General features: G+C 41.9%; 20 protein-coding genes. 14 read left to right on the forward strand and 6 right to left on the reverse strand.

The features are described from left to right. Positions 1 to 255: IS3 family transposase (locus T497_RS16270; protein ID WP_242839993.1), on the forward strand; the 255-nt coding region annotated here is incomplete at its 5' end. Between the two features lie 198 nt (positions 256 to 453). On the opposite strand, the gene T497_RS0108210 is transcribed toward T497_RS16270, so the two are convergent. From T497_RS0108210 to T497_RS17490, 5 genes are all read right to left on the reverse strand, one after another. After that, entirely contained in the window at positions 454 to 930 is a 477-nt protein-coding gene (locus T497_RS0108210) for a hypothetical protein (RefSeq protein WP_028515201.1), read from the reverse strand. Next, entirely contained in the window at positions 917 to 2,527 is a 1,611-nt protein-coding gene (locus T497_RS16275; protein WP_051530585.1) for a DNA methylase, read from the reverse strand. The genes T497_RS0108210 and T497_RS16275 overlap by 14 nt, the downstream gene beginning before the upstream one ends. Positions 2,528 to 2,555: 28 nt before the next feature. Next, complete coding sequence (locus T497_RS0108220) at positions 2,556 to 2,846, reverse strand: hypothetical protein (RefSeq protein WP_028515202.1); 291 nt, start codon at positions 2,844 to 2,846, stop codon at positions 2,556 to 2,558. Positions 2,847 to 2,914: 68 nt separating this feature from the next. Then, positions 2,915 to 3,640, reverse strand: a complete 726-nt coding sequence (locus T497_RS0108225; protein ID WP_028515203.1) for a hypothetical protein — start codon at positions 3,638 to 3,640, stop codon at positions 2,915 to 2,917. A 1-nt stretch (position 3,641) separates the two neighbouring features. Further along, positions 3,642 to 4,499, reverse strand: coding sequence for an XRE family transcriptional regulator (locus T497_RS17490; protein ID WP_051530586.1), 858 nt, complete (start codon positions 4,497 to 4,499; stop codon positions 3,642 to 3,644). A gap of 376 nt (positions 4,500 to 4,875) precedes the next feature. On the opposite strand from T497_RS17490, the gene T497_RS0108235 reads away from it, so the two are divergent. Further along, entirely contained in the window at positions 4,876 to 6,825 is a 1,950-nt protein-coding gene (locus T497_RS0108235) for a helix-turn-helix domain-containing protein (RefSeq protein WP_028515204.1), read from the forward strand. A gap of 277 nt (positions 6,826 to 7,102) precedes the next feature. Here the strand turns inward: T497_RS0108235 and T497_RS0108240 are convergent, their stop codons facing one another. Next, a complete protein-coding gene (locus T497_RS0108240; protein WP_028515205.1) occupies positions 7,103 to 8,710 on the reverse strand; it encodes an RICIN domain-containing protein in 1,608 nt (535 codons plus the stop codon). A gap of 692 nt (positions 8,711 to 9,402) precedes the next feature. On the opposite strand from T497_RS0108240, the gene T497_RS18275 reads away from it, so the two are divergent. From T497_RS18275 to T497_RS0108300, 12 genes are all read left to right on the forward strand, one after another. Beyond that, complete coding sequence (locus tag T497_RS18275) at positions 9,403 to 9,567, forward strand: hypothetical protein (protein WP_155266870.1); 165 nt, start codon at positions 9,403 to 9,405, stop codon at positions 9,565 to 9,567. Next, positions 9,551 to 10,015 carry a siphovirus Gp157 family protein gene (locus T497_RS0108250; protein ID WP_028515206.1) on the forward strand — a complete coding sequence of 155 codons (465 nt, stop codon included), beginning with the start codon at positions 9,551 to 9,553 and terminating at the stop codon, positions 10,013 to 10,015. The genes T497_RS18275 and T497_RS0108250 overlap by 17 nt, the downstream gene beginning before the upstream one ends. A 12-nt stretch (positions 10,016 to 10,027) precedes the next feature. Then, entirely contained in the window at positions 10,028 to 10,912 is an 885-nt protein-coding gene (locus tag T497_RS0108255; protein ID WP_028515207.1) for an AAA family ATPase, read from the forward strand. Further along, positions 10,890 to 12,218 carry a DEAD/DEAH box helicase gene (locus T497_RS0108260; RefSeq protein ID WP_207640328.1) on the forward strand — a complete coding sequence of 443 codons (1,329 nt, stop codon included), beginning with the start codon at positions 10,890 to 10,892 and terminating at the stop codon, positions 12,216 to 12,218. Before T497_RS0108255 ends, T497_RS0108260 begins: the two co-directional genes overlap by 23 nt. Next, positions 12,215 to 12,532, forward strand: coding sequence for a VRR-NUC domain-containing protein (locus T497_RS0108265; RefSeq protein ID WP_028515209.1), 318 nt, complete (start codon positions 12,215 to 12,217; stop codon positions 12,530 to 12,532). Before T497_RS0108260 ends, T497_RS0108265 begins: the two co-directional genes overlap by 4 nt. Before the next feature lie 4 nt (positions 12,533 to 12,536). After that, positions 12,537 to 13,106: a DUF669 domain-containing protein gene (locus T497_RS17495; RefSeq protein WP_051530587.1), complete on the forward strand. Its 570-nt coding sequence runs from the start codon at positions 12,537 to 12,539 to the stop codon at positions 13,104 to 13,106. Between the two features lie 60 nt (positions 13,107 to 13,166). Further along, positions 13,167 to 13,598, forward strand: coding sequence for a DUF4406 domain-containing protein (locus T497_RS0108275; RefSeq protein ID WP_028515210.1), 432 nt, complete (start codon positions 13,167 to 13,169; stop codon positions 13,596 to 13,598). 11 nt (positions 13,599 to 13,609) lie between these two features. Then, the gene (locus T497_RS0108280) at positions 13,610 to 15,886 is read left to right on the forward strand and encodes a phage/plasmid primase, P4 family (protein ID WP_028515211.1); all 2,277 of its coding nucleotides are present in this window, start codon (positions 13,610 to 13,612) and stop codon (positions 15,884 to 15,886) included. A 110-nt stretch (positions 15,887 to 15,996) separates the two neighbouring features. Then, entirely contained in the window at positions 15,997 to 16,413 is a 417-nt protein-coding gene (locus T497_RS0108285; RefSeq protein ID WP_028515212.1) for a hypothetical protein, read from the forward strand. Beyond that, on the forward strand, positions 16,410 to 16,826 hold the full coding sequence (locus T497_RS0108290) for a hypothetical protein (RefSeq protein WP_028515213.1): 417 nt from the start codon (positions 16,410 to 16,412) through the stop codon (positions 16,824 to 16,826). The genes T497_RS0108285 and T497_RS0108290 overlap by 4 nt, the downstream gene beginning before the upstream one ends. Before the next feature lie 124 nt (positions 16,827 to 16,950). Then, positions 16,951 to 17,199, forward strand: a complete 249-nt coding sequence (locus tag T497_RS0108295; RefSeq protein WP_028515214.1) for a hypothetical protein — start codon at positions 16,951 to 16,953, stop codon at positions 17,197 to 17,199. A 97-nt stretch (positions 17,200 to 17,296) separates the two neighbouring features. Beyond that, on the forward strand, positions 17,297 to 17,647 hold the full coding sequence (locus T497_RS0108300; protein WP_028515215.1) for an HNH endonuclease: 351 nt from the start codon (positions 17,297 to 17,299) through the stop codon (positions 17,645 to 17,647). Positions 17,648 to 17,718: the final 71 nt, after the last annotated feature.

A 17,718-nucleotide genomic window follows, 5' to 3' on the forward strand; every position in this document is an offset into this window, starting at 1 on the left:
GGGCTCATTCAAAGCCTCAGCGGCACTGCTCATTGCTATGACAACGCTCGTATGGAGAGCTTCTTTGCCACACTGAAAAAAGAAAAGCTGTATCAGATACCGACCTACAGAATGAAGCGTGAAGAGGTCAAAACTGTCATCTTCAGATATATCTTCGGCTATTACAACACACAAAGGATCAACAGCTTCAACGAAGGCGGTCTCCCACCTGTGACATTAAGAACTTCAACCAAGTCGGCTCATCATGCTGCCTGACTCCTGCCTATCCAAGATTTTGGGTGTTCTCCGACTGCACATTTCTTGACAATTCCAGATTACAACAATATCTCCGGTATCTATTCCACAGTCTGGGAGATTAGGGCGTTTCTCAGCGAAAAATATAGCAGGATTCTTTATTCCCTCAGGCAGTAATTCTCTGGGTATATTAATGCTGGTCATATATACACCTCCGTATTATGCGGATTCAAAGATATGGCTTACAAGATCACCTGATATATCCTTTATTTTATCCATATCAAGTTCCATGTATCTTTGACTGGTACCTACGGTCTTGTATAGCACAATCTTACGGTTTACAGCATCTATTTTTCTGACGCGCTCGGTCATGGTGACATATGAGCCGCCCTGCTTCATTCTGTCATTTAAAAAATATGTAAATGTCAGTATAGGGTGATGTCCGTCTTCTAGTACATCAGCAATAAGGTTTATCTTCTGATTCAATATCTCCATCTCCATTTCCGTAAGTTTCTCTTGCTCTCCTACAATACGTGCTTCTTCACCTACCATGTCTTCATATCCCTCAAGAGCGTTAAAGGCTGAAAACTGTGCTGCCCTTTCGTATGCTGACATCGGCGGGTGTTTATGTGATCGCCAGTGGGGAAGATCGAATATGTCTGCATAAACGACTCTCGCGTCGTTATTTTTTACCATTCTTCTTCACCTCCGGACCAGCTGCGCGATGGCCACCGATCTGACCATTACGTTCTATTGTTGTACCGCCTTCAATAAGATTCATGCCTTTCAGAACAGCATTCTTACCGTATTTGCCCTGTAGGAGCAGCGTTGCCCGCTGCAATGCCCGTTCTTTTTCAGCTTTTTCCTTCTTTTGGGCTTTCTTTCGTTCTTCTTCCTCATAGTCTACAAACAGCTCAAGCTGAACCGGACCGTCATCCTGTGGAATACTGTTCTCATATATCAGATTGCAGGCACATATGCTGATGCGGCGAACCAAGAGATCCGGATTAATTATCCTGTCATATAGCTGCATCATGCAGTCTGCTATTTCATTTGTTGAGGATGTCCATTGCTCAAGGTTTCCGGTACCATGTGCGTGGTACGGAATAATGCGACCATAACCGTCCTTTGAGACTTTACCCTCATATACATTTCCGGTGGTTGTTATCTTGTAGACATCTTCTTTAGGTGTTTTTCCATGCATCAGAAGTTGTAGGGAGCTTCTATCATAACCAATCGTAAGAGTAATCTTTTTTGTGACAACATACTTTCTTACCATATCAAGTACAAGCAATTCTGTCATTTCTCTAACCAGCAGTTTTGCTAATTTGCAGTTATACGGCTCTTTTAATACCTGTCCTGATGAAAGAGAGTTTGTGTATGGCCTGTATGACTTTATAGTACTTATTTCAGTCGGTTCCCAGCCCCATGCGTGATCAATTACTATCTCAGCTTTTACACCAAGTGATTTGTATAACAGGTCTTCATTAATGGTGCTCAGCCTCGCTATATCTCCCATAGTAAAGCAGTTGAGAGAAGCGACACTGGCTGCAGTTCCTCCGCCAATACCCCAGAAGTCTGTAATGGGAGTGTGGCACCAGAGAATCTCACGATAGGAGGTCTCATTTAGTTCCGCTATTCTGACTCCGTCCTTGTCTGCAGGAACATGCTTTGCAACGATATCCATTGCGACTTTTGCGAGGAAGAGGTTAGTTCCGATACCTGCTGTAGCAGTAATACCTGTTTCATATAGGACTTCTCTTATCATTGTCATAGCAAGCTCGTGGGCTGTCATGCGATATGTATTGAGATATCCTGTAGCATCTATGAAGCATTCGTCTATGGAATAAACGTGTATATCTTCAGGGCTTATGTAGCGCATATATATTGAGAATATCTTTGTGCTTATCTCCTCATACAGCCTCATTCGCGGAGGAGCTATTATATATGAAAGCTCCAGCGACGGATCTGCTGCCAGAGCATCTGCATCAAATGATGATGAGCTGAAGCAATAACGTCCCTTCTCGTTCTTTGGCAGTATTCTTTTACGAAAAGCCAAGTTAAAGCGCTTCTGATTGATTTCCTTTACTGCCTGTATGACTTCAAACAAGCGGGCTCGACCAGGTATTCCATAAGCTTTCAGTGATGGTGTAACTGCCAGACATATTGTTTTCTCGGTGCGTGTTTCATCTGCTACGACAAGGTTTGTGGTAAGCGGATCAAGCTCACGGTCAACGCATTCGACCGACGCATAGAAGCTTTTCAGGTCGATAGCTATATATACCTTGTCCATATTAACACGCTCCTTCTAATACGTGCCGCTATATAACAGTCGGACACTCCACATACCATCTTCCGACTCTGCTGGCATGCTGATTATTGGATTTCTGAAAGTACAGATACTTTGTTTCGCCTTTTACTACCACAGTATAGCAGTCACAGGTTGGGCTGTCATGATGAGTGCCGGCAGGTCTGAAATCCTTGACGGCTTCAATTTGGAATACACGACCGTCACTCCATGTTATGGATCTTGGCTGCATATATCCTGTAGAGTCAAAATCAGAATTGACCTTCACATATACACGTTCCATTCTTATTACCGGTTGTTTCATACTTCAGACCTCCTTCTTTATGATAATATTAAAGTATGTACATAATCATCATGTTTTTGCGTTAATCTTTACGCCTGATTTTCATTAACTTTTATTAAAAACTTCATTATTATGCTAGTAAGTTCTATAACATACTCAATTTCATTTTTATTGACTTTGTCGTTGTGCTTAACGTGATTGTTTTGAAACTTTGTATAATAGTCGATTATTTTGGGAACCATATTCTTCAGTTCCGTAGAAGTACCTGATTTATCAAGAATACTACATATACCATTTATTTGGTTTTCAAGGCTTTTGTCGTTACAAAGTAACTCTTTAACTAACAGTTCAAATGATAAACGTAAATCGTCTAGGGTATTTCTCTCAAAAATGCCACCTTCATACTTGGATAAAGCACTGTCATATTGTTTTAATGCTAATGGATGTCCAGATAGCCAGTGCTTTGTTTTTTGGATGAGTTCTGTTTCACTGATTTTTTCTGTAGCTAGTATTCCATATCTTAAGTATAGTTTATTTTTTAATTCTGATATTTCTTTATAATCTGATGGAAATATTTCGCATAATTCTTTGATAATTCTAAATTGTTCTGGAGCACTAAAAACTTGAAGATTTTCCTTCAAAGCGGTACGTTTATTAGCTGCTTCAAAAGGATAAGAAGCATGAGGAATAATCTTATTAAAGTCTACGGCGTATGAATTGCAAAGCTCAACAATTTTATGGCCGCTTAATCCGTTATTTGTATCAGCAAGAATACTGCAAGCGTATGTTAAAAAGGAATTGTCTAACTTTTCCATATTACAATTCTCCTTGTAAAGCCTCGTAATTGTCTGCATCTGCTTGACTTGCGATAGATTCAGGATCCAGAATACCCAGTACACGACCAATGAGGTATACGCTGTCATCATCATTGAAATGCATGGGCGGGTATTTTTTATTATAGGAATGAAGACCGTCTTCCTCTAATACCTTAATATATGTGTTATTACCGACCATGAAAGCGCCGACCTCACCATATTGAAGTTCGGGACAACCGGGGTACTTTTCAACAAGAACCATATCGCCGTCATGATACTCGGGTTCCATACTATCACCGTTTACAGCAAATACAAGATCAGCCTGACGTATAGCTGTATTTGTATGAGGGTAGAGGTAGATAGGCTCGCCTTCATCCTCAAATTCTACGCCGCTGTCAAAACCTGCAGCGAGGCCCTTGTCACAGAATGTGAGTTTGATAACTTCCGGGCATCTGCCTGTAAACTCTGCCGTCTTTAGCGAAGAGATAAGATTGTCAACGGCAAGCTGATGTCCAAGAGTCATACCACGATAGTCTTCTATCATCATCTGCTCTTTTTCAGTATATATATTTGTGGGATTATCGATGCCGTATAACTCATAAAGGGATATTCCGAGCAGGTCACATAATGTGGGAACGACGCTGAAATCAGGCCTTGTTCTTCCGCTTTCCCAGTTGCTGACAGCATTAGGAGTTATACCTACTACGCTGGCTACAGCCTTCTGCTCAAGGCCGAGACGTTCTCTGTAATATTTAATACGCTTTCCGACAGCGTGCGCATCCTTCAGATGTACAGGATTCGTGATATTGCTTTTATTGTTGCTTTTTGATATTTTAGGCTTTTTGTCCTCCTGTTTCATAACAGACTCCTTTCGGATAACAAATAGTTAAATAAGAAACTGTGAATGTCTACAAAGTTTTTCAAGCCATTTTCAACACTGATAATGGTTTAAGTCTTAAAAAACTCCTTATTACGTTGTCTTTATATATACTATAACACACTAAAAATGATTTGTCAATAGAAAATATTGCTTGCAAAATAAAATTCAGTGTGATATAATATAGTTGCTGGTATTCTGTCTATATATAAATGAGCCTTTTGCTGTAGGGTGTGTGCAGCAGAGGGCAGGGGAGTATACCGGTACACTTCGCCATCAACCCAATTCGCTACAGAAAGATATAGGGAATAACAAAAGAATGGAGTCAGAATACAAGTTGCGAAATAGGAGGGCGTAAATGACAATATATATTAATAGAGGATCTTTTCTTCATATTCCGGATAAGGTTCATCCGGGACAGTATAAGGTTATACGAAATCCAGAATGGAACGGTGAGCTACCGGAGATAGTATCTTTTACAGATTTTCTCAGATGGAATTATACTGCAGACTATGGTTGCTTTATACGTGAACTGCATTTTTACAGACAGCTTTCTCTTCCATGGGGTATAACAGATAAGGCTGATATTGAAACCGTTATCATAGAGGACGGCAGATATGACCGTATTGATCAAGAGTCGTTTTCTATGTATGTTATCTGTAATGTAGTCTTTGCAGAAGGATCATATCGTTGCTGCCAGAAATATATCGTGCACGGTGTATATGTATCAGGAGGCAGATCAGACTTTTTACTTGATGCAGAGCTATATAACGACCAATATATACGGCTGTGTAATCCGATGGATGAATACCTTGTGCCAATACTTTCAAAGAAGGATTTTGAAAGTATTGCGGATGAAATAGTTGATAAGTATTATCCGTATAAGGCGAATTATCCATGTCGTGTAAATACTACAGCTATTGCCAAAGCTATGGGACTGGATATCAGATATGCCCGTTTATCTAAGAATGGCAGCGTAAGATCAAAGCTTATTCTTGAAAAAGGAGATACAATGGTGTATAATGAGCAGGGAAGAGCTAAAAAGCTCCATGTAACAGGACCAACTATCTTTATAGATAACATCGTTGATAATGACGAGGCGCAGAACGCTATTATTCATGAGTGCGTTCATTTTTATCTTCATAACCTGTTCTATGAGCTTCAGAGCTATTACAGGAAAATGGTCGGACGAAAGATGCCTGAGTTCAACGATTACTTCTATTCTAAGTCTCAGAAAAGCTGTCTTAAATGGATGGAGACACAGGCGACAGCGATTCCTCGCTTTATACAGATGCCAGAGGAACAGACAACTGATGTCATAGTTTCGTATCTAGACAGGCATCCGGGAGAACCGGACTGGAATGATTATAGGGGCCTTATAAATCTTGTAAAAGGAAAATTCGGAGTAACCAGAAATACTGCAAAGAAAAGAATAGCAGAGCTTGGCTGGCTGGAAGTCCGAGGCGTATACGTGTATAATATATCAGGCTATGTTGAGGATTATGATGTAGAATATGATTTCCCTGATGACTACACCTATACTTTATCACTGCGCCAGATAGCGGATGTATATGCTTCATGCGAAATCTTTGCAAAGCTGTTACGTACAAAGAAATTCATATATGTAGACGGACATGTTGTTATCAACAGCGATAAATACGTTCATAAAGAAAATGCTACGGGCGTAGGCCTTACAGAATATGCAAGGCATCATATGGCAGAGTGCTGCCTGGATTTTAAGAGAGTCTATGCTGAGTTCGACTACAGCTATACATACGGTGAACTGCATAAGGAAGCCCTGACACCGATAAATGATGAAAACCGTGTGCTTACGGACGAGCAGAGAAAGAAGATACGACTCGCGCTATATGAGCTTTCAGACGATAGTATGAAGCTTGAAGAGCATCCTGTTCAGGATGAAATGGCTCGTGCAGTCATATTCCATATGCAGCGGTGTGGTGTTACTGTGGACGAAGTTGCCGATCGAAGCGGCATGGGTGTTGATACAGTAATGAAACTTCGTAAAGGCAGAAAGGCAGCGGGCAAGTTCAAACTTGAGACAATACTTGCGTTCTGTGTAGCTCTCGAGCTCGAGGAAGCTTTCCGTGTTGATTTGATGCATAAGGCAAGAGTTGAGTTCGATATGGAGAATCCTGCTCATAGAATGTATCTGACAATACTGGATCTGTTGCCGGAAGCAAATGTTTTTCAGATAAATGACCTGCTGAGATCAGAAGGCTTTACTCCATGGACCAGAGAGAATGAGGAGCCAAAGAGAAAGGCGAGAAAGAAAAAAGAAGCAGTATAACATTACTGTTTTTTCGTTTGTATACGGAAAATTGTATTGTGAATGTAATGGAATAAAAGATAAAGATACCCTCGCCTAATGTGACAACATGTTAGGCGAGGGTATTATGTTCTTATGTGTGACTGTTAATTCGATGTTTCTCCTCAAAACGCAAACATTCGTTGAAATAATAAAAATGTATTAAGTGATATAATAATAGTGCAAGCAAAAGTACAAAAAACGTTGAAAAGCTTGAATTATCGAGGATGTCATCTATAGTTTTGAGGAAAAGCAGTTATCATTTAAGACAGTCATTGAGAAGATTTAAGTAACCGGAAGGTGCTTGCATTGCTTCAAAAGGAGTTTGGTGCTTCATATCATATCCATAACCATACCAAGGAATTACGTTGAATTTTGAATCCCAAGCTGAAGATTCACTTACTTTTATATAATCTTCAGTATATCCGCGGAATGCTATGCAGAAAGCTCCATTTCTATTTATATAACCATTATAATGGTACTGACTATAACCTATGTGATTTCTATCAAAATGCATCTGCATTTTTCTGCCATCTTTCATTTCTTTATAAGGGAGTGTCAAATCTGCGTATTTATCCATTAGTTTTCTAATCTGTGAATCAGCAATTGTTATAGTTGCAGTTCTAACATTTTCCTGAGATTTATATAGAGTTACAGTTACATCGACAGTATCACGAGCATTCGCAGCTGCACTTAATGTCTGAAGAGCCAAACCTGTTTTAACAACTCCATATGAATGATAATCTTCACCCTCTAATTCGAGACTTAAAAATTCAGTCCAATTAAAATTAGAGTCTCTCTTGGTTAATTTATGTTCAATAGTAAGACCATTTGGCCGAATATCATCAGTTGTTACAATCTTATATCTATAGCCTCCATAACAAATAGAACCAAGGGGATATGTGCTGTTTCCTGCTTCATACTTATTAGGAAGATTAGGCTGCTGACGGTCTACACGTTCTAGATACCAGTTATCATTATCTCTTGAATCACTTCTTTGCCAAAGTTGAACACCAGCACAATTATCCATAGAAGAATTTGTAACTTCGAGTACTTTTTCACCATAACTATTTGCTGAACCAATTTCAACACTGCCATCAATCATAGGTCTGAATCTGAAGTTCTGTTCTGTATAAGAATTTAAAGCATAGTAAATCTTCAGATCAGTACCATTTGAATTTGCATCTTTTGCACTCCACAGATCAAAACACATATTCTCACAGTTCATTGGATAAATTTTATAGAAGCCTGTGCTCTCATATTTAATTCTGAACTGCTGATTAGCACCACCATGTAATGAATGCTGTATTATTCTTGCGCCATTTTGAGTACCATTTGATTCAACATCCATGTATTTGTTGGATTTCTTATTGCGAATGTAATAAATACCATCATATATAACATACGGTACAGGGCCATAGCTTGCTTGAGAAGATGACGATGATGACGACGAAGATGAAGATGATGAAGATGATGAAGAAGTATGAGGTCTAAGTACAGCCTTCATTTTATTTCTGGAATTAGTTCCAAAATAACCATCTGCTGTTAAACCATAACTGCTCTGAAACTTCAGAAGTGCTGTTTTTGATGCCGGACCAAAATATCCGTCAACACTTAATTGGGAAGTATTAAGATGAATGCCATTGACATCTCCATTCATAACAAGGTCATTTATAGCACACTGAAACCACATTACGTCATCTCCGTACAGCTGTGAACCTCCGTTGTAATAAAGCTGACGAGTTGGCTCAGAATGATCCCAATATTGAAAACTGTTGTTCGCTGCAGAAGCAGATACAGGTAATACTGTTAAGATCATTAAAATACTTATGAAGACACTTATGAATGGTTTGGAAATATTCTTCATTTTTAACATACTCCTTATTTAATAAATTATTCAAAGACCAAATGAATAAAAAATATCATTAAAATATAATACCTCCCCCTTCCTTTTTTAATTGTTAATATTGGATATTTAATTTTCATTTAGTCGAAATATATTATAACATATATAGTCGGATACGTCAACAACTTGTGTAAAAATAGTTTTGTATTTAATACGGTTATCCTTTAAATGATTTTCCATATAACGATAGACGACACATCATAATTACAGAGATCTTTGGGTCTCTTTTTTTATGCCTAGTCGTTGGTCGGATGCAAACCGACCATGTTTAAGATGTAGAAATAGTTAGGTAATATTTTGTTAATAGTATGTTAATATAAATAGTGCATTATTACTCGTTTAACGATTAGATTTGCTTGTATTAGGACATAATTAACAAAAAATATGGTCGGTTTATTATCTATGTTAATGCTGTTTTGAAAATGATATGATATATACACAGTCAAACGACTGAGAAAAGAATAACTTGCCCTGAGTGTACATAGAGGGTGCAGGATATTTCATACAGCTGATATATATTTTCTATTGTCAGCTGTCACTGTGATAGCCTTTCTCTGTGTACGCTCTTTTTTTGCAGTGTTAGGCTTATCCTGTAATTACTCTTCGGACGAAAGGACATCGTTATTAATCACACTACAAATGGAGGAATTGAAATGAACAAAAAACAGAGAAAGTACATGGCAGACGCGCTCATCTTTATAAGTGCAGTCGCGGATGAAATGGCAAAGCAATGCCTTATCGAGCAGGAAAACTCTAAAATGCCGCCGATAAACATGACAAATATGAAGGAGGACTGCAAAGATGTCGACGCTGTATGAGATCGATTCTGCTATAAGCGGCTGTGTGGACGCTGATACTGGCGAAATAATCAACGAGGAAATGCTCAGTGCTCTGTTCATGGAGCGCAATGCCAAGCTCGAGAATGTGGCGCTGTGGGTGAAAAATCTTGAGTCGGATGCAGCTGCAATAAAAGCCGAGCGTGATGCACTTGACAAGCGCATGAAGATAGCCGAGAATAAGGCAGCTTCTCTAAGAAACTGGCTGTCAAATGCACTCTGTACCCAGTCGTTTGAAACTGCAAGGGTGCGTATCAGCTTCCGCAGATCGACTGCTACGGAGATAAATGCGGAACTTCTTCCAAAAAAGTGGAACGTGAAAAAGGTTACCTATACTCCTGATAAGGCTGCAATTAAAGCTGCTTTGCTTGCAGGAGAGGTAATAAAAGGCGCACAGCTTGTTGAGCGTCAAAATATACAGATTAAGTGAGGAGGGAAATATATGGCATTCAAAAAAGCTCAGCGAAAAGCCGCAAAAATGCGAGTGGCGCTGGCAGGTCCAAGCGGTGCAGGAAAAACACTGTCCGCATTATATCTTGCTTACGGCGTTACAGGTGACTGGAGTAAAATTGCTCTTATAGATACGGAACATGGAAGAGCTCAGTTTTACGCTGAAAGGAGTGATCTCGAAACAGGCTCATTTCTGTATGACGAGCTGGCTCCACCATATTCTCCTGACAGGTATATTGACAAGGTCAAGGAGGCTACTGCTGCAGTAGGACCTGACGGAGTAGTAATCGTGGATAGCTTCAGTCATGCCTGGGATAATGAGGGCGGCGTCCTGGATCTGAAGACAGAACTAGAGCAGACACAGAATAAAAACAGCTTTACAGTTTGGAATGAGGCAGGCAAAATACAGAACCACCTTGTGAATACGCTGCTGTCTGCAGACTGCCATATTATCGTAACTATGCGCTCAAAAATGGCATACGCTATGGAGCAGAATGAGCGTGGCAAAACAGTTCCTGTAAAAATAGGACTTGCCCCTGTACAGCGCGAAAATACGGAGTACGAGTTCGATATAGTTTTCAATATTGCCAGAAGCCATACAGCCTCAACCTCAAAGGATACAACGTTCCTCGATTCATGGACAGGTATAATAACTCCTGAACTTGGTAGGCAGCTCAAGGAATGGCTAAGTGGAGGTGTTGAACCTGACAGGTGCGCTGACTGCGGAGGTCTGATTGTATCAGCTCAGGGCAGATCTGCTGAACAGATAGCTGACGGTACAATGAAAAACTTTGGTAGAAAGCTATGCTGGAGCTGCATGGCTCAGGAAATAAAGAAACGCAAGGATGGAGAAAATGCTCAGGCCCTATCAGAATGATATTATAAACCGTGTTCGTAAAGCGTTTCTTACCGGTTATAAGGCACCATGCGTGGTTCTCCCATGCGGGGGCGGCAAATCAATAATAGTGGCAGAAATCGCAAAACGTACAACTGCGAAGAATAACAATGTTCTGTTTCTGGTCCATCGTCGTGAACTGGTGGAGCAGATACAGCGGACCTTTAGCAGATGGGGCGTGGATATGAGTAAAACGGAGGTCATGATGGTACAGACAGCATCACGAAGAGTTTCAAAGCTTATAAAGCCATCCCTGATCATAACAGACGAGAACCATCATTCCAAGGCAGCAACATACCGTCGTATTTACGACGCTTTTCCCGATGTGTGCAGGCTTGGAGTGACAGCAACACCTGTTCGGCTTGACGGTAGTGGTCTTGGTGATGTCAACGATATTCTTATCGAAGGTGTATCAGCTAAGTGGCTTATCGCAAACCATTATCTCTCTCCCTACGATTATTATGCGCCTACTATAGCAGATCTTACCGGAATAAGGATACTCCATGGCGAATACGAGACAAAATCAGCGGAAAAGGCACTTCTGAAAACAGCTGTTTTCGGAGATGCAATACGTCACTATATGCAGCTTGCAGGAGGCAGACAGGCTATCTGCTACTGTGTATCCGTGAACCACTCCAGAACTATGGCTGATGAATTCAGTGCCGCAGGTATTACCGCAGCTCATATCGACGGAGGTACACCCAAAGCAGAAAGAGATAGAATAATAGCAGCCTTTAGAAGCGGAGATATAAAGATACTCTGTAACGTAGACCTGATATCTGAGGGCTTCGACGTTCCTGACTGCAGCTGCGCTATACTGCTCCGACCGACGAAAAGTCTCACTTTGTACATTCAGCAGTCAATGCGGTGCATGAGGTATAAGCCGGGAAAAAGAGCTATAATTATTGATCATGTCGGTAATTATGCCCGCTTCGGAATGCCAGATGCAGACCGGAAATGGGATCTGAATGCAAAAAAGGCAAAGCGCGGGCAGTCTGAAGCTGTATCTGATGTAAAGGTCAAGCAGTGTCCGCAGTGCTATTATACATTTGAGCCTCCATCATTCGGGAGATCTGTTTGTCCCGCCTGCGGATACCAGTTCTCAAAACATGAGCGCAGGATAGAACAAAAAGATAATGCCGAACTTCAGAAAATATCAGGCTTTATACTTGAATATGAGGACGCAGCTCAGTGCAGGAATATGCAGGAGCTTTCAGTATATGCCAAACGACACGGATATAAGCAGGGATGGGTCTACTATCAGGCAAAGAATAGAGGATGGTTATGACAGAGGAACACAGAATACAGAATGAAATACGGCTTGCACTTGCGGATACCTGCGTGATGTTCAGAATTAACGTAGGCAAGGGCTATACTCCAGACGGCAGATACTTCGATACGGGAGTTCCCAAAGGTTTCTCAGATCTTTTCGGAGTACGCAAAGTCGATGGCAGAGCCGTGTTCATCGAGGTAAAAACTACACAAGGCAGACCAACGGACCAACAGAATAACTTCCTCGAGACCATGCGTAAAAACGGTGCAATCGCTGGCGTTTGCAGAAGTCCCGAGGAAGCAGTACAACTTGTAACAGGAGGACAATAATAATATGGGATTTTCAACGGATTATTCCGAGGTTAACAGCTTCGATCTCATTCCCAAAGGGGAGTATGAAGTTATCATAAAAACCATCGAGGAAAGAACTACTCAGAACGGCGCAACAGGATTGAATCTGACACTGGTAATTCGTAATGACGTTGAGCATAAGTATCAGAACCGTTTACTGTTCTATACTCTGTGGAAGCGCCGTGAGCCGTCACCGGCTGATATGCAGGTACAGGGATACAGCTTCAAACAGGTCATGTCTCTGGCAAAGGCGGCGGCACTACCAAGCGGTAAAAGTTACGAAAATGTGCAGGCGCTCTGTGATGAGCTGATTGGTCATGCAATGCGTGTGACCGTAGGGCATGACGAGTATAACGGACAGATGCGTGAAATAGTGAAATTCATGAATGAATCCAAATTTCCGGAGTGCAGGCACGTTTACAAGGATAAGCCCACCGTGACTGTAGATACCGTGGCGCAGAAACCTGCAGAGGCTTTTGCAGGAACACCTGTGGATATGGGGAATCTTAGCGACTTTGAAGAAATACTCAGTGACGGCGATGTACCATTCTAAATAATATATGCCCGTGGGACAGATAACACTGTCCCACATTACGGGCGAAAGGAGTAAAAAATGAACTACAGAAACAGCGAAGGCTATGCAAGCCCAACAGAATATGAAGCACTCAGCCGTATCCAGCGTGAGGAACGAGCTGATAAAATAAAGAGAAAATACCGTCCATTCGTGTATATCTGTTCTCCGTTTTCTTTGGGAGATAGGGAGGAGAATATACGTAATGCCAAGCAATACTGCAAATTTGCAGTGGAGAATCATGCTATACCCTTTGCTCCGCATCTGCTTTTTCCGCTTTTTCTTAATGACGACATACCAGCCGAGCGTGAGCTGGCACTGTTTATGAACCGTATTATCCTTGCTAAATGCGACGAGATATGGATATTCGGTAATATATTCTCAAAGGGAATGCAGCGTGAAATAAAGCTAGCAAGGCGTAAAAAACTAAATATACGATATTTCCCAGAAATTGAGTTTAATAACTACATGTAAGGAGAAACAATATGTACGAATACATACCAAACGAAATGAAATCAGTTCCTAACTGGGTATGCTGGAAGGCTGTTCCTAATGCAGCTTCCCATTCGGGTATCAAAAAAATCCCTGTAAATCCTAGAACAGGCGGACAGGCTATGTCAAACAATCCGCAGACCTGGTCCGACTATGATACTGCAGTACGTGAATCTGCTAAATACAACGGCATCGGCTTCATGTTTACGGACAGTGGTTTCTTTGGAGTAGATATTGATGACTGTCATGATGCCATTCAGGACTATACCTACGACGGAGCAGAAAACATAATATCCGAATTTATTAATGGCCTTCAGTCATATGCCGAGACTTCTCAGTCAGGTAACGGAATACATATTATCTGCAAAGGAAGTCTGCCTGAAGGCGGCAGACGAAAAGGAAAGATAGAGATGTATGATAAAGGCAGATTCTTTATTATGACAGGCGATATCTGTTCTGAATTCGCTGAAATAACTGACTGTACTGAAAGAATAAAGCCGCTCCATAGCAAATATATAGGCGGCAGCAAGCCTAGTACTATGCCTGATCAGCTTCCGTTGACTCCAACAAACCTGACTGAGCAGGAGATAATAAGCAAAGCTATGACCTCACAAGGAAGTGAACGCTTTGCAGCCCTGTACAGTGGTGATATATCCGGCTTCCCATCGCAGTCTGAAGCAGACATGGCATTCTGCGGCATGCTTGCATTCTGGTGCGGTGGAGATACAAAGCTTATGGACAGCATATACCGGAAATCCGGTCTCATGCGTGATAAATGGGATAGGAAGCAGAGTGGCAGTACATACGGAATGATCACCCTTACGAGAGCAGCTGCCAGCTGTAAAAGCTTCTATAATCCGCAGCACAGATCTGACTATAATATATCCATAGGCGATTCACCGGCTCAGAAGTCTCAGCCGCTGCCAAAAATGTATTCTCTTGATGATACAGGAAACGCTCAACGTATGCAGGAACTCAGCGGTAATATACTCCGCTACTGCTATGTTGATAAACGCTGGCTATATTATGAAAACGGAAAATGGCAGTATGATGTCCGTGGTATGGTGTATGTGTACGCTGACCTTGTACTTGATCAGATGAAACGTGAGCTGCAGACGTGGGCTTCCCATGAAAACGGAAAGTTCCTGCAGGATTATCAGAAGCATATGAAGCGTACCCGTTCAAATGCTGCTAAAAGAGCTATGATAAAGGAATTTGAGCATATCGTCGCTATTAGTCCTGCAGAGCTTGACACCCATAAGACCCTTGTAAATTCCCAGAGCGGTGTACTTAATCTGGATGACTGTTCTATCGCGCCACATAATAACAAATTCTATATGACTCGTATGCTGGGAACCTCAATGCCTCTGCATCCGAAACGTCCTGTTTTATGGCTGCGCTTCCTTGATGATATATTCAGCGGTGACAAGGAGCTTATCCGCTATGTGCAGAAAGCTCTTGGCTATTCATTAAGCGGGCTTACCTCAGAGCAGTGTGTATTCTTTCTTTATGGAACAGGCAGAAACGGAAAATCCACCTTCCTTGAAGTTGTCAGAGCTATCCTGGGAGAATATGCGACAAATATACAGCCTGAAAGTATTATGATGAAATCAACAACAACTAACGCAAATTCGGATATAGCCAGGTTAAAAGGCGCTCGCCTTGTAACTTCAGTTGAGCCAAATGAGGGTATGAGACTTAATGAAGGTCTCCTCAAGCAGCTTACAGGTGACGACGTTGTAACTGCGCGAAAGCTGTACGGCGACGAGTTTGAGTACCGTCCCGAGTTCAAGCTGTGGATGGCTACGAACCATAAGCCAACTATCCGTGGAACTGACATCGGTATATGGCGCAGAATACATATTATTCCATTTACGGTTACTATACCTGAAGAAAAGGTTGATAAGAACCTTGGTGAAAAGCTTACCGAGGAACTGCCTGATATTCTCGCATGGATGCTGGAGGGCTATCGCCTGTGGCGGCACGAAGGTCTGAACAAGCCGAAGGTAGTTCTTGATGCCGTTAAGGAGTACCGCAATGAAATGGACGTTATCTCGGCGTTTCTGGACTCCGATTACGTTGCAGAGGGCGGCGAGGTCAAGGCTTCGGCGCTGTATGCGGTCTACTGTCAGTGGGCAGCCGAGTGCAATGAGTATAAGATGTCGAGCCGAAAGTTTGGTGTTGAGCTAGTAAAACGGTACAATAAAGTCCATAGAAAAAATGGCTGGACTTATATCGGCATTTCACTCTCTGGATTATCTATAGGGTGACGGAAGTGACCCATAATCATCATTTTCTTACTTCTCTTTAAGAAAACCAAATATATTAGACTTATATGGAATTTCATAATTATAGGTCACTTAGGTCACCAGGAGGTATTATGAAAACACAAATAAACTTCAATGACAGCGATACCAGAAAACGCCTTGAACGTCAAGCTTACGACGGTACTATCGACGTTGCGGACTTCCCTCCTGCGGAGTATATGTACTTCTCGGAGCTTCGCAAGATATACTATGATTTCAAGTTCAATGAGCTTTCAAAAGAGGACGCAGAAAACCGCAAAAGAAAGCTTCTCAGGCGCTATAATGAAGCCGTTGCAGAGTACGAGAACTTCCGCAGAGTTTACAGGGAATATCAGGACAATCTCCGCAGAGCAGGCACTCTCATTGCGCAGATAAACAAGTCCGAGAGCACCGAGAAAATCGCAGAGCTCGCCTGCACAGTCATCGGTCTTATGCTGGGCGACGACTCCTTTGCACCGCGAATAAAAACGAAACTGGAGGCACTTCCATGACACCCCGAGAATACATGAACCGAGCAAATATACTGCTCCGCCGCATTAAACGCAAACGCCGTGAAGCCGAAGAAATACGCATTGCAGAGGCTTCTCCCTCGTCGCCTGTCCTCAGCGATATGCCGAAAACTGCAAGCCATGATAAAGACGGAATGTCCCGAAGAATATGCCGTGCCATTGACCTCGACCATGAAGCAGACCTTGCCTTTGATGAGCTGGAGGAGCTGAAACGCTCCTTCCTCAGCTCCCTTGAAGCTCTCGACAATCCCGATGAGCGCGACCTGCTCTACAAGCGCTATATTGAGTTCAAGTGCTGGCGGAAAGTTGCTGACGAAATAGGCTACAGCGAATCTCATACAAAGCGGCTCCACGCAATTGCGGTCAGAAAGATGATACTCCATGATACGCCATAATACTTGATGATACGCCTGCTTTGTGATATACTTTAAAATACAGGAACTATGATATTGACTTTCGTATCTGGGATATGATATAATTTACTTGATATTCAAATCGGAATTCATAGGAGTTTAGATTATGAAAAGAAGGAAAAGAGAACTCTTACCCAAAACTGAACCGCTAAAGCATGATCCTATTGAAGATACAGAATACTTTAAATCTATTATTGAAGAAGTTGACAAAGAAGCTGAATCTTTAGTTGATCCTGAAATAAGGTTCGGAAGATTTTCATTCATTGAAAGAGAGAAAAAAAGAATATTAAAGGAAAAATATAATATAGATTGGAAAACAACAGAAGAAATGAATCCTAATTGGGATTTCATATAGTGGTTGCAGTGTCACGCTGCAAATTCTTATCAGTAACTGAATAAAAATATAAGCAGTCTTCGTGACTGCTTTTTTTAATTCCTATGGAGGTTAGAACATGCCTCGAAAAGCTATGAAGCCCTGCCGACACTCCGGCTGCCCGAGACTTACTGAGGGGATCTACTGCGCAGAACATCTCCCCCTTCACCCTGACAGACCCTCTGCTTCAAAGCGAGGCTACGGCAGTAAATGGCAGCGATTAAGCAGGTCTTATCTCCGCAAGCACCCGCTCTGCGTCAAGTGCCTTGCAGAAGGTCGTTTCGTAACCGCTACCGTCGTCGACCATGTCATTCCCCACCGCGGCGACCACTCACTTATGTGGAGCGAATCCAACTGGCAGGCATTATGTAAGTCATGTCACGACAAGAAAACCGGAACTGAGGACAGCAGACCGGAATACACATACTAAGCCCCGGGGGGTATCAAAATCTCTGCGAACTGCTCTCAGGAAGACCGGCGCCCCCTCTCACGCACAAAAAC

Source organism: Ruminococcus flavefaciens MA2007 (assembly GCF_000621845.1).
GTDB classification, from domain to species: Bacteria; Bacillota; Clostridia; order Oscillospirales; family Ruminococcaceae; genus Ruminococcus; species Ruminococcus flavefaciens_E.

Excerpts from the sequence above, each read along its gene's own strand:
- T497_RS0108210 (WP_028515201.1), bottom strand. The coding sequence starts at position 930 with ATGGTAAAAAATAACGACGCGAGAGTCGTTTATGCAGACATATTCGAT.
- T497_RS16275 (WP_051530585.1), bottom strand. The coding sequence starts at position 2,527 with ATGGACAAGGTATATATAGCTATCGACCTGAAAAGCTTCTATGCGTCG.
- T497_RS0108220 (WP_028515202.1), bottom strand. The coding sequence starts at position 2,846 with ATGAAACAACCGGTAATAAGAATGGAACGTGTATATGTGAAGGTCAAT.
- T497_RS0108225 (WP_028515203.1), bottom strand. The coding sequence starts at position 3,640 with ATGGAAAAGTTAGACAATTCCTTTTTAACATACGCTTGCAGTATTCTT.
- T497_RS17490 (WP_051530586.1), bottom strand. The coding sequence starts at position 4,499 with ATGAAACAGGAGGACAAAAAGCCTAAAATATCAAAAAGCAACAATAAA.
- T497_RS0108235 (WP_028515204.1), top strand. The coding sequence starts at position 4,876 with ATGACAATATATATTAATAGAGGATCTTTTCTTCATATTCCGGATAAG.
- T497_RS0108240 (WP_028515205.1), bottom strand. The coding sequence starts at position 8,710 with ATGAAGAATATTTCCAAACCATTCATAAGTGTCTTCATAAGTATTTTA.
- T497_RS18275 (WP_155266870.1), top strand. The coding sequence starts at position 9,403 with ATGAACAAAAAACAGAGAAAGTACATGGCAGACGCGCTCATCTTTATA.
- T497_RS0108250 (WP_028515206.1), top strand. The coding sequence starts at position 9,551 with ATGTCGACGCTGTATGAGATCGATTCTGCTATAAGCGGCTGTGTGGAC.
- T497_RS0108255 (WP_028515207.1), top strand. The coding sequence starts at position 10,028 with ATGGCATTCAAAAAAGCTCAGCGAAAAGCCGCAAAAATGCGAGTGGCG.
- T497_RS0108260 (WP_207640328.1), top strand. The coding sequence starts at position 10,890 with ATGCTCAGGCCCTATCAGAATGATATTATAAACCGTGTTCGTAAAGCG.
- T497_RS0108265 (WP_028515209.1), top strand. The coding sequence starts at position 12,215 with ATGACAGAGGAACACAGAATACAGAATGAAATACGGCTTGCACTTGCG.
- T497_RS17495 (WP_051530587.1), top strand. The coding sequence starts at position 12,537 with ATGGGATTTTCAACGGATTATTCCGAGGTTAACAGCTTCGATCTCATT.
- T497_RS0108275 (WP_028515210.1), top strand. The coding sequence starts at position 13,167 with ATGAACTACAGAAACAGCGAAGGCTATGCAAGCCCAACAGAATATGAA.
- T497_RS0108280 (WP_028515211.1), top strand. The coding sequence starts at position 13,610 with ATGTACGAATACATACCAAACGAAATGAAATCAGTTCCTAACTGGGTA.
- T497_RS0108285 (WP_028515212.1), top strand. The coding sequence starts at position 15,997 with ATGAAAACACAAATAAACTTCAATGACAGCGATACCAGAAAACGCCTT.
- T497_RS0108290 (WP_028515213.1), top strand. The coding sequence starts at position 16,410 with ATGACACCCCGAGAATACATGAACCGAGCAAATATACTGCTCCGCCGC.
- T497_RS0108295 (WP_028515214.1), top strand. The coding sequence starts at position 16,951 with ATGAAAAGAAGGAAAAGAGAACTCTTACCCAAAACTGAACCGCTAAAG.
- T497_RS0108300 (WP_028515215.1), top strand. The coding sequence starts at position 17,297 with ATGCCTCGAAAAGCTATGAAGCCCTGCCGACACTCCGGCTGCCCGAGA.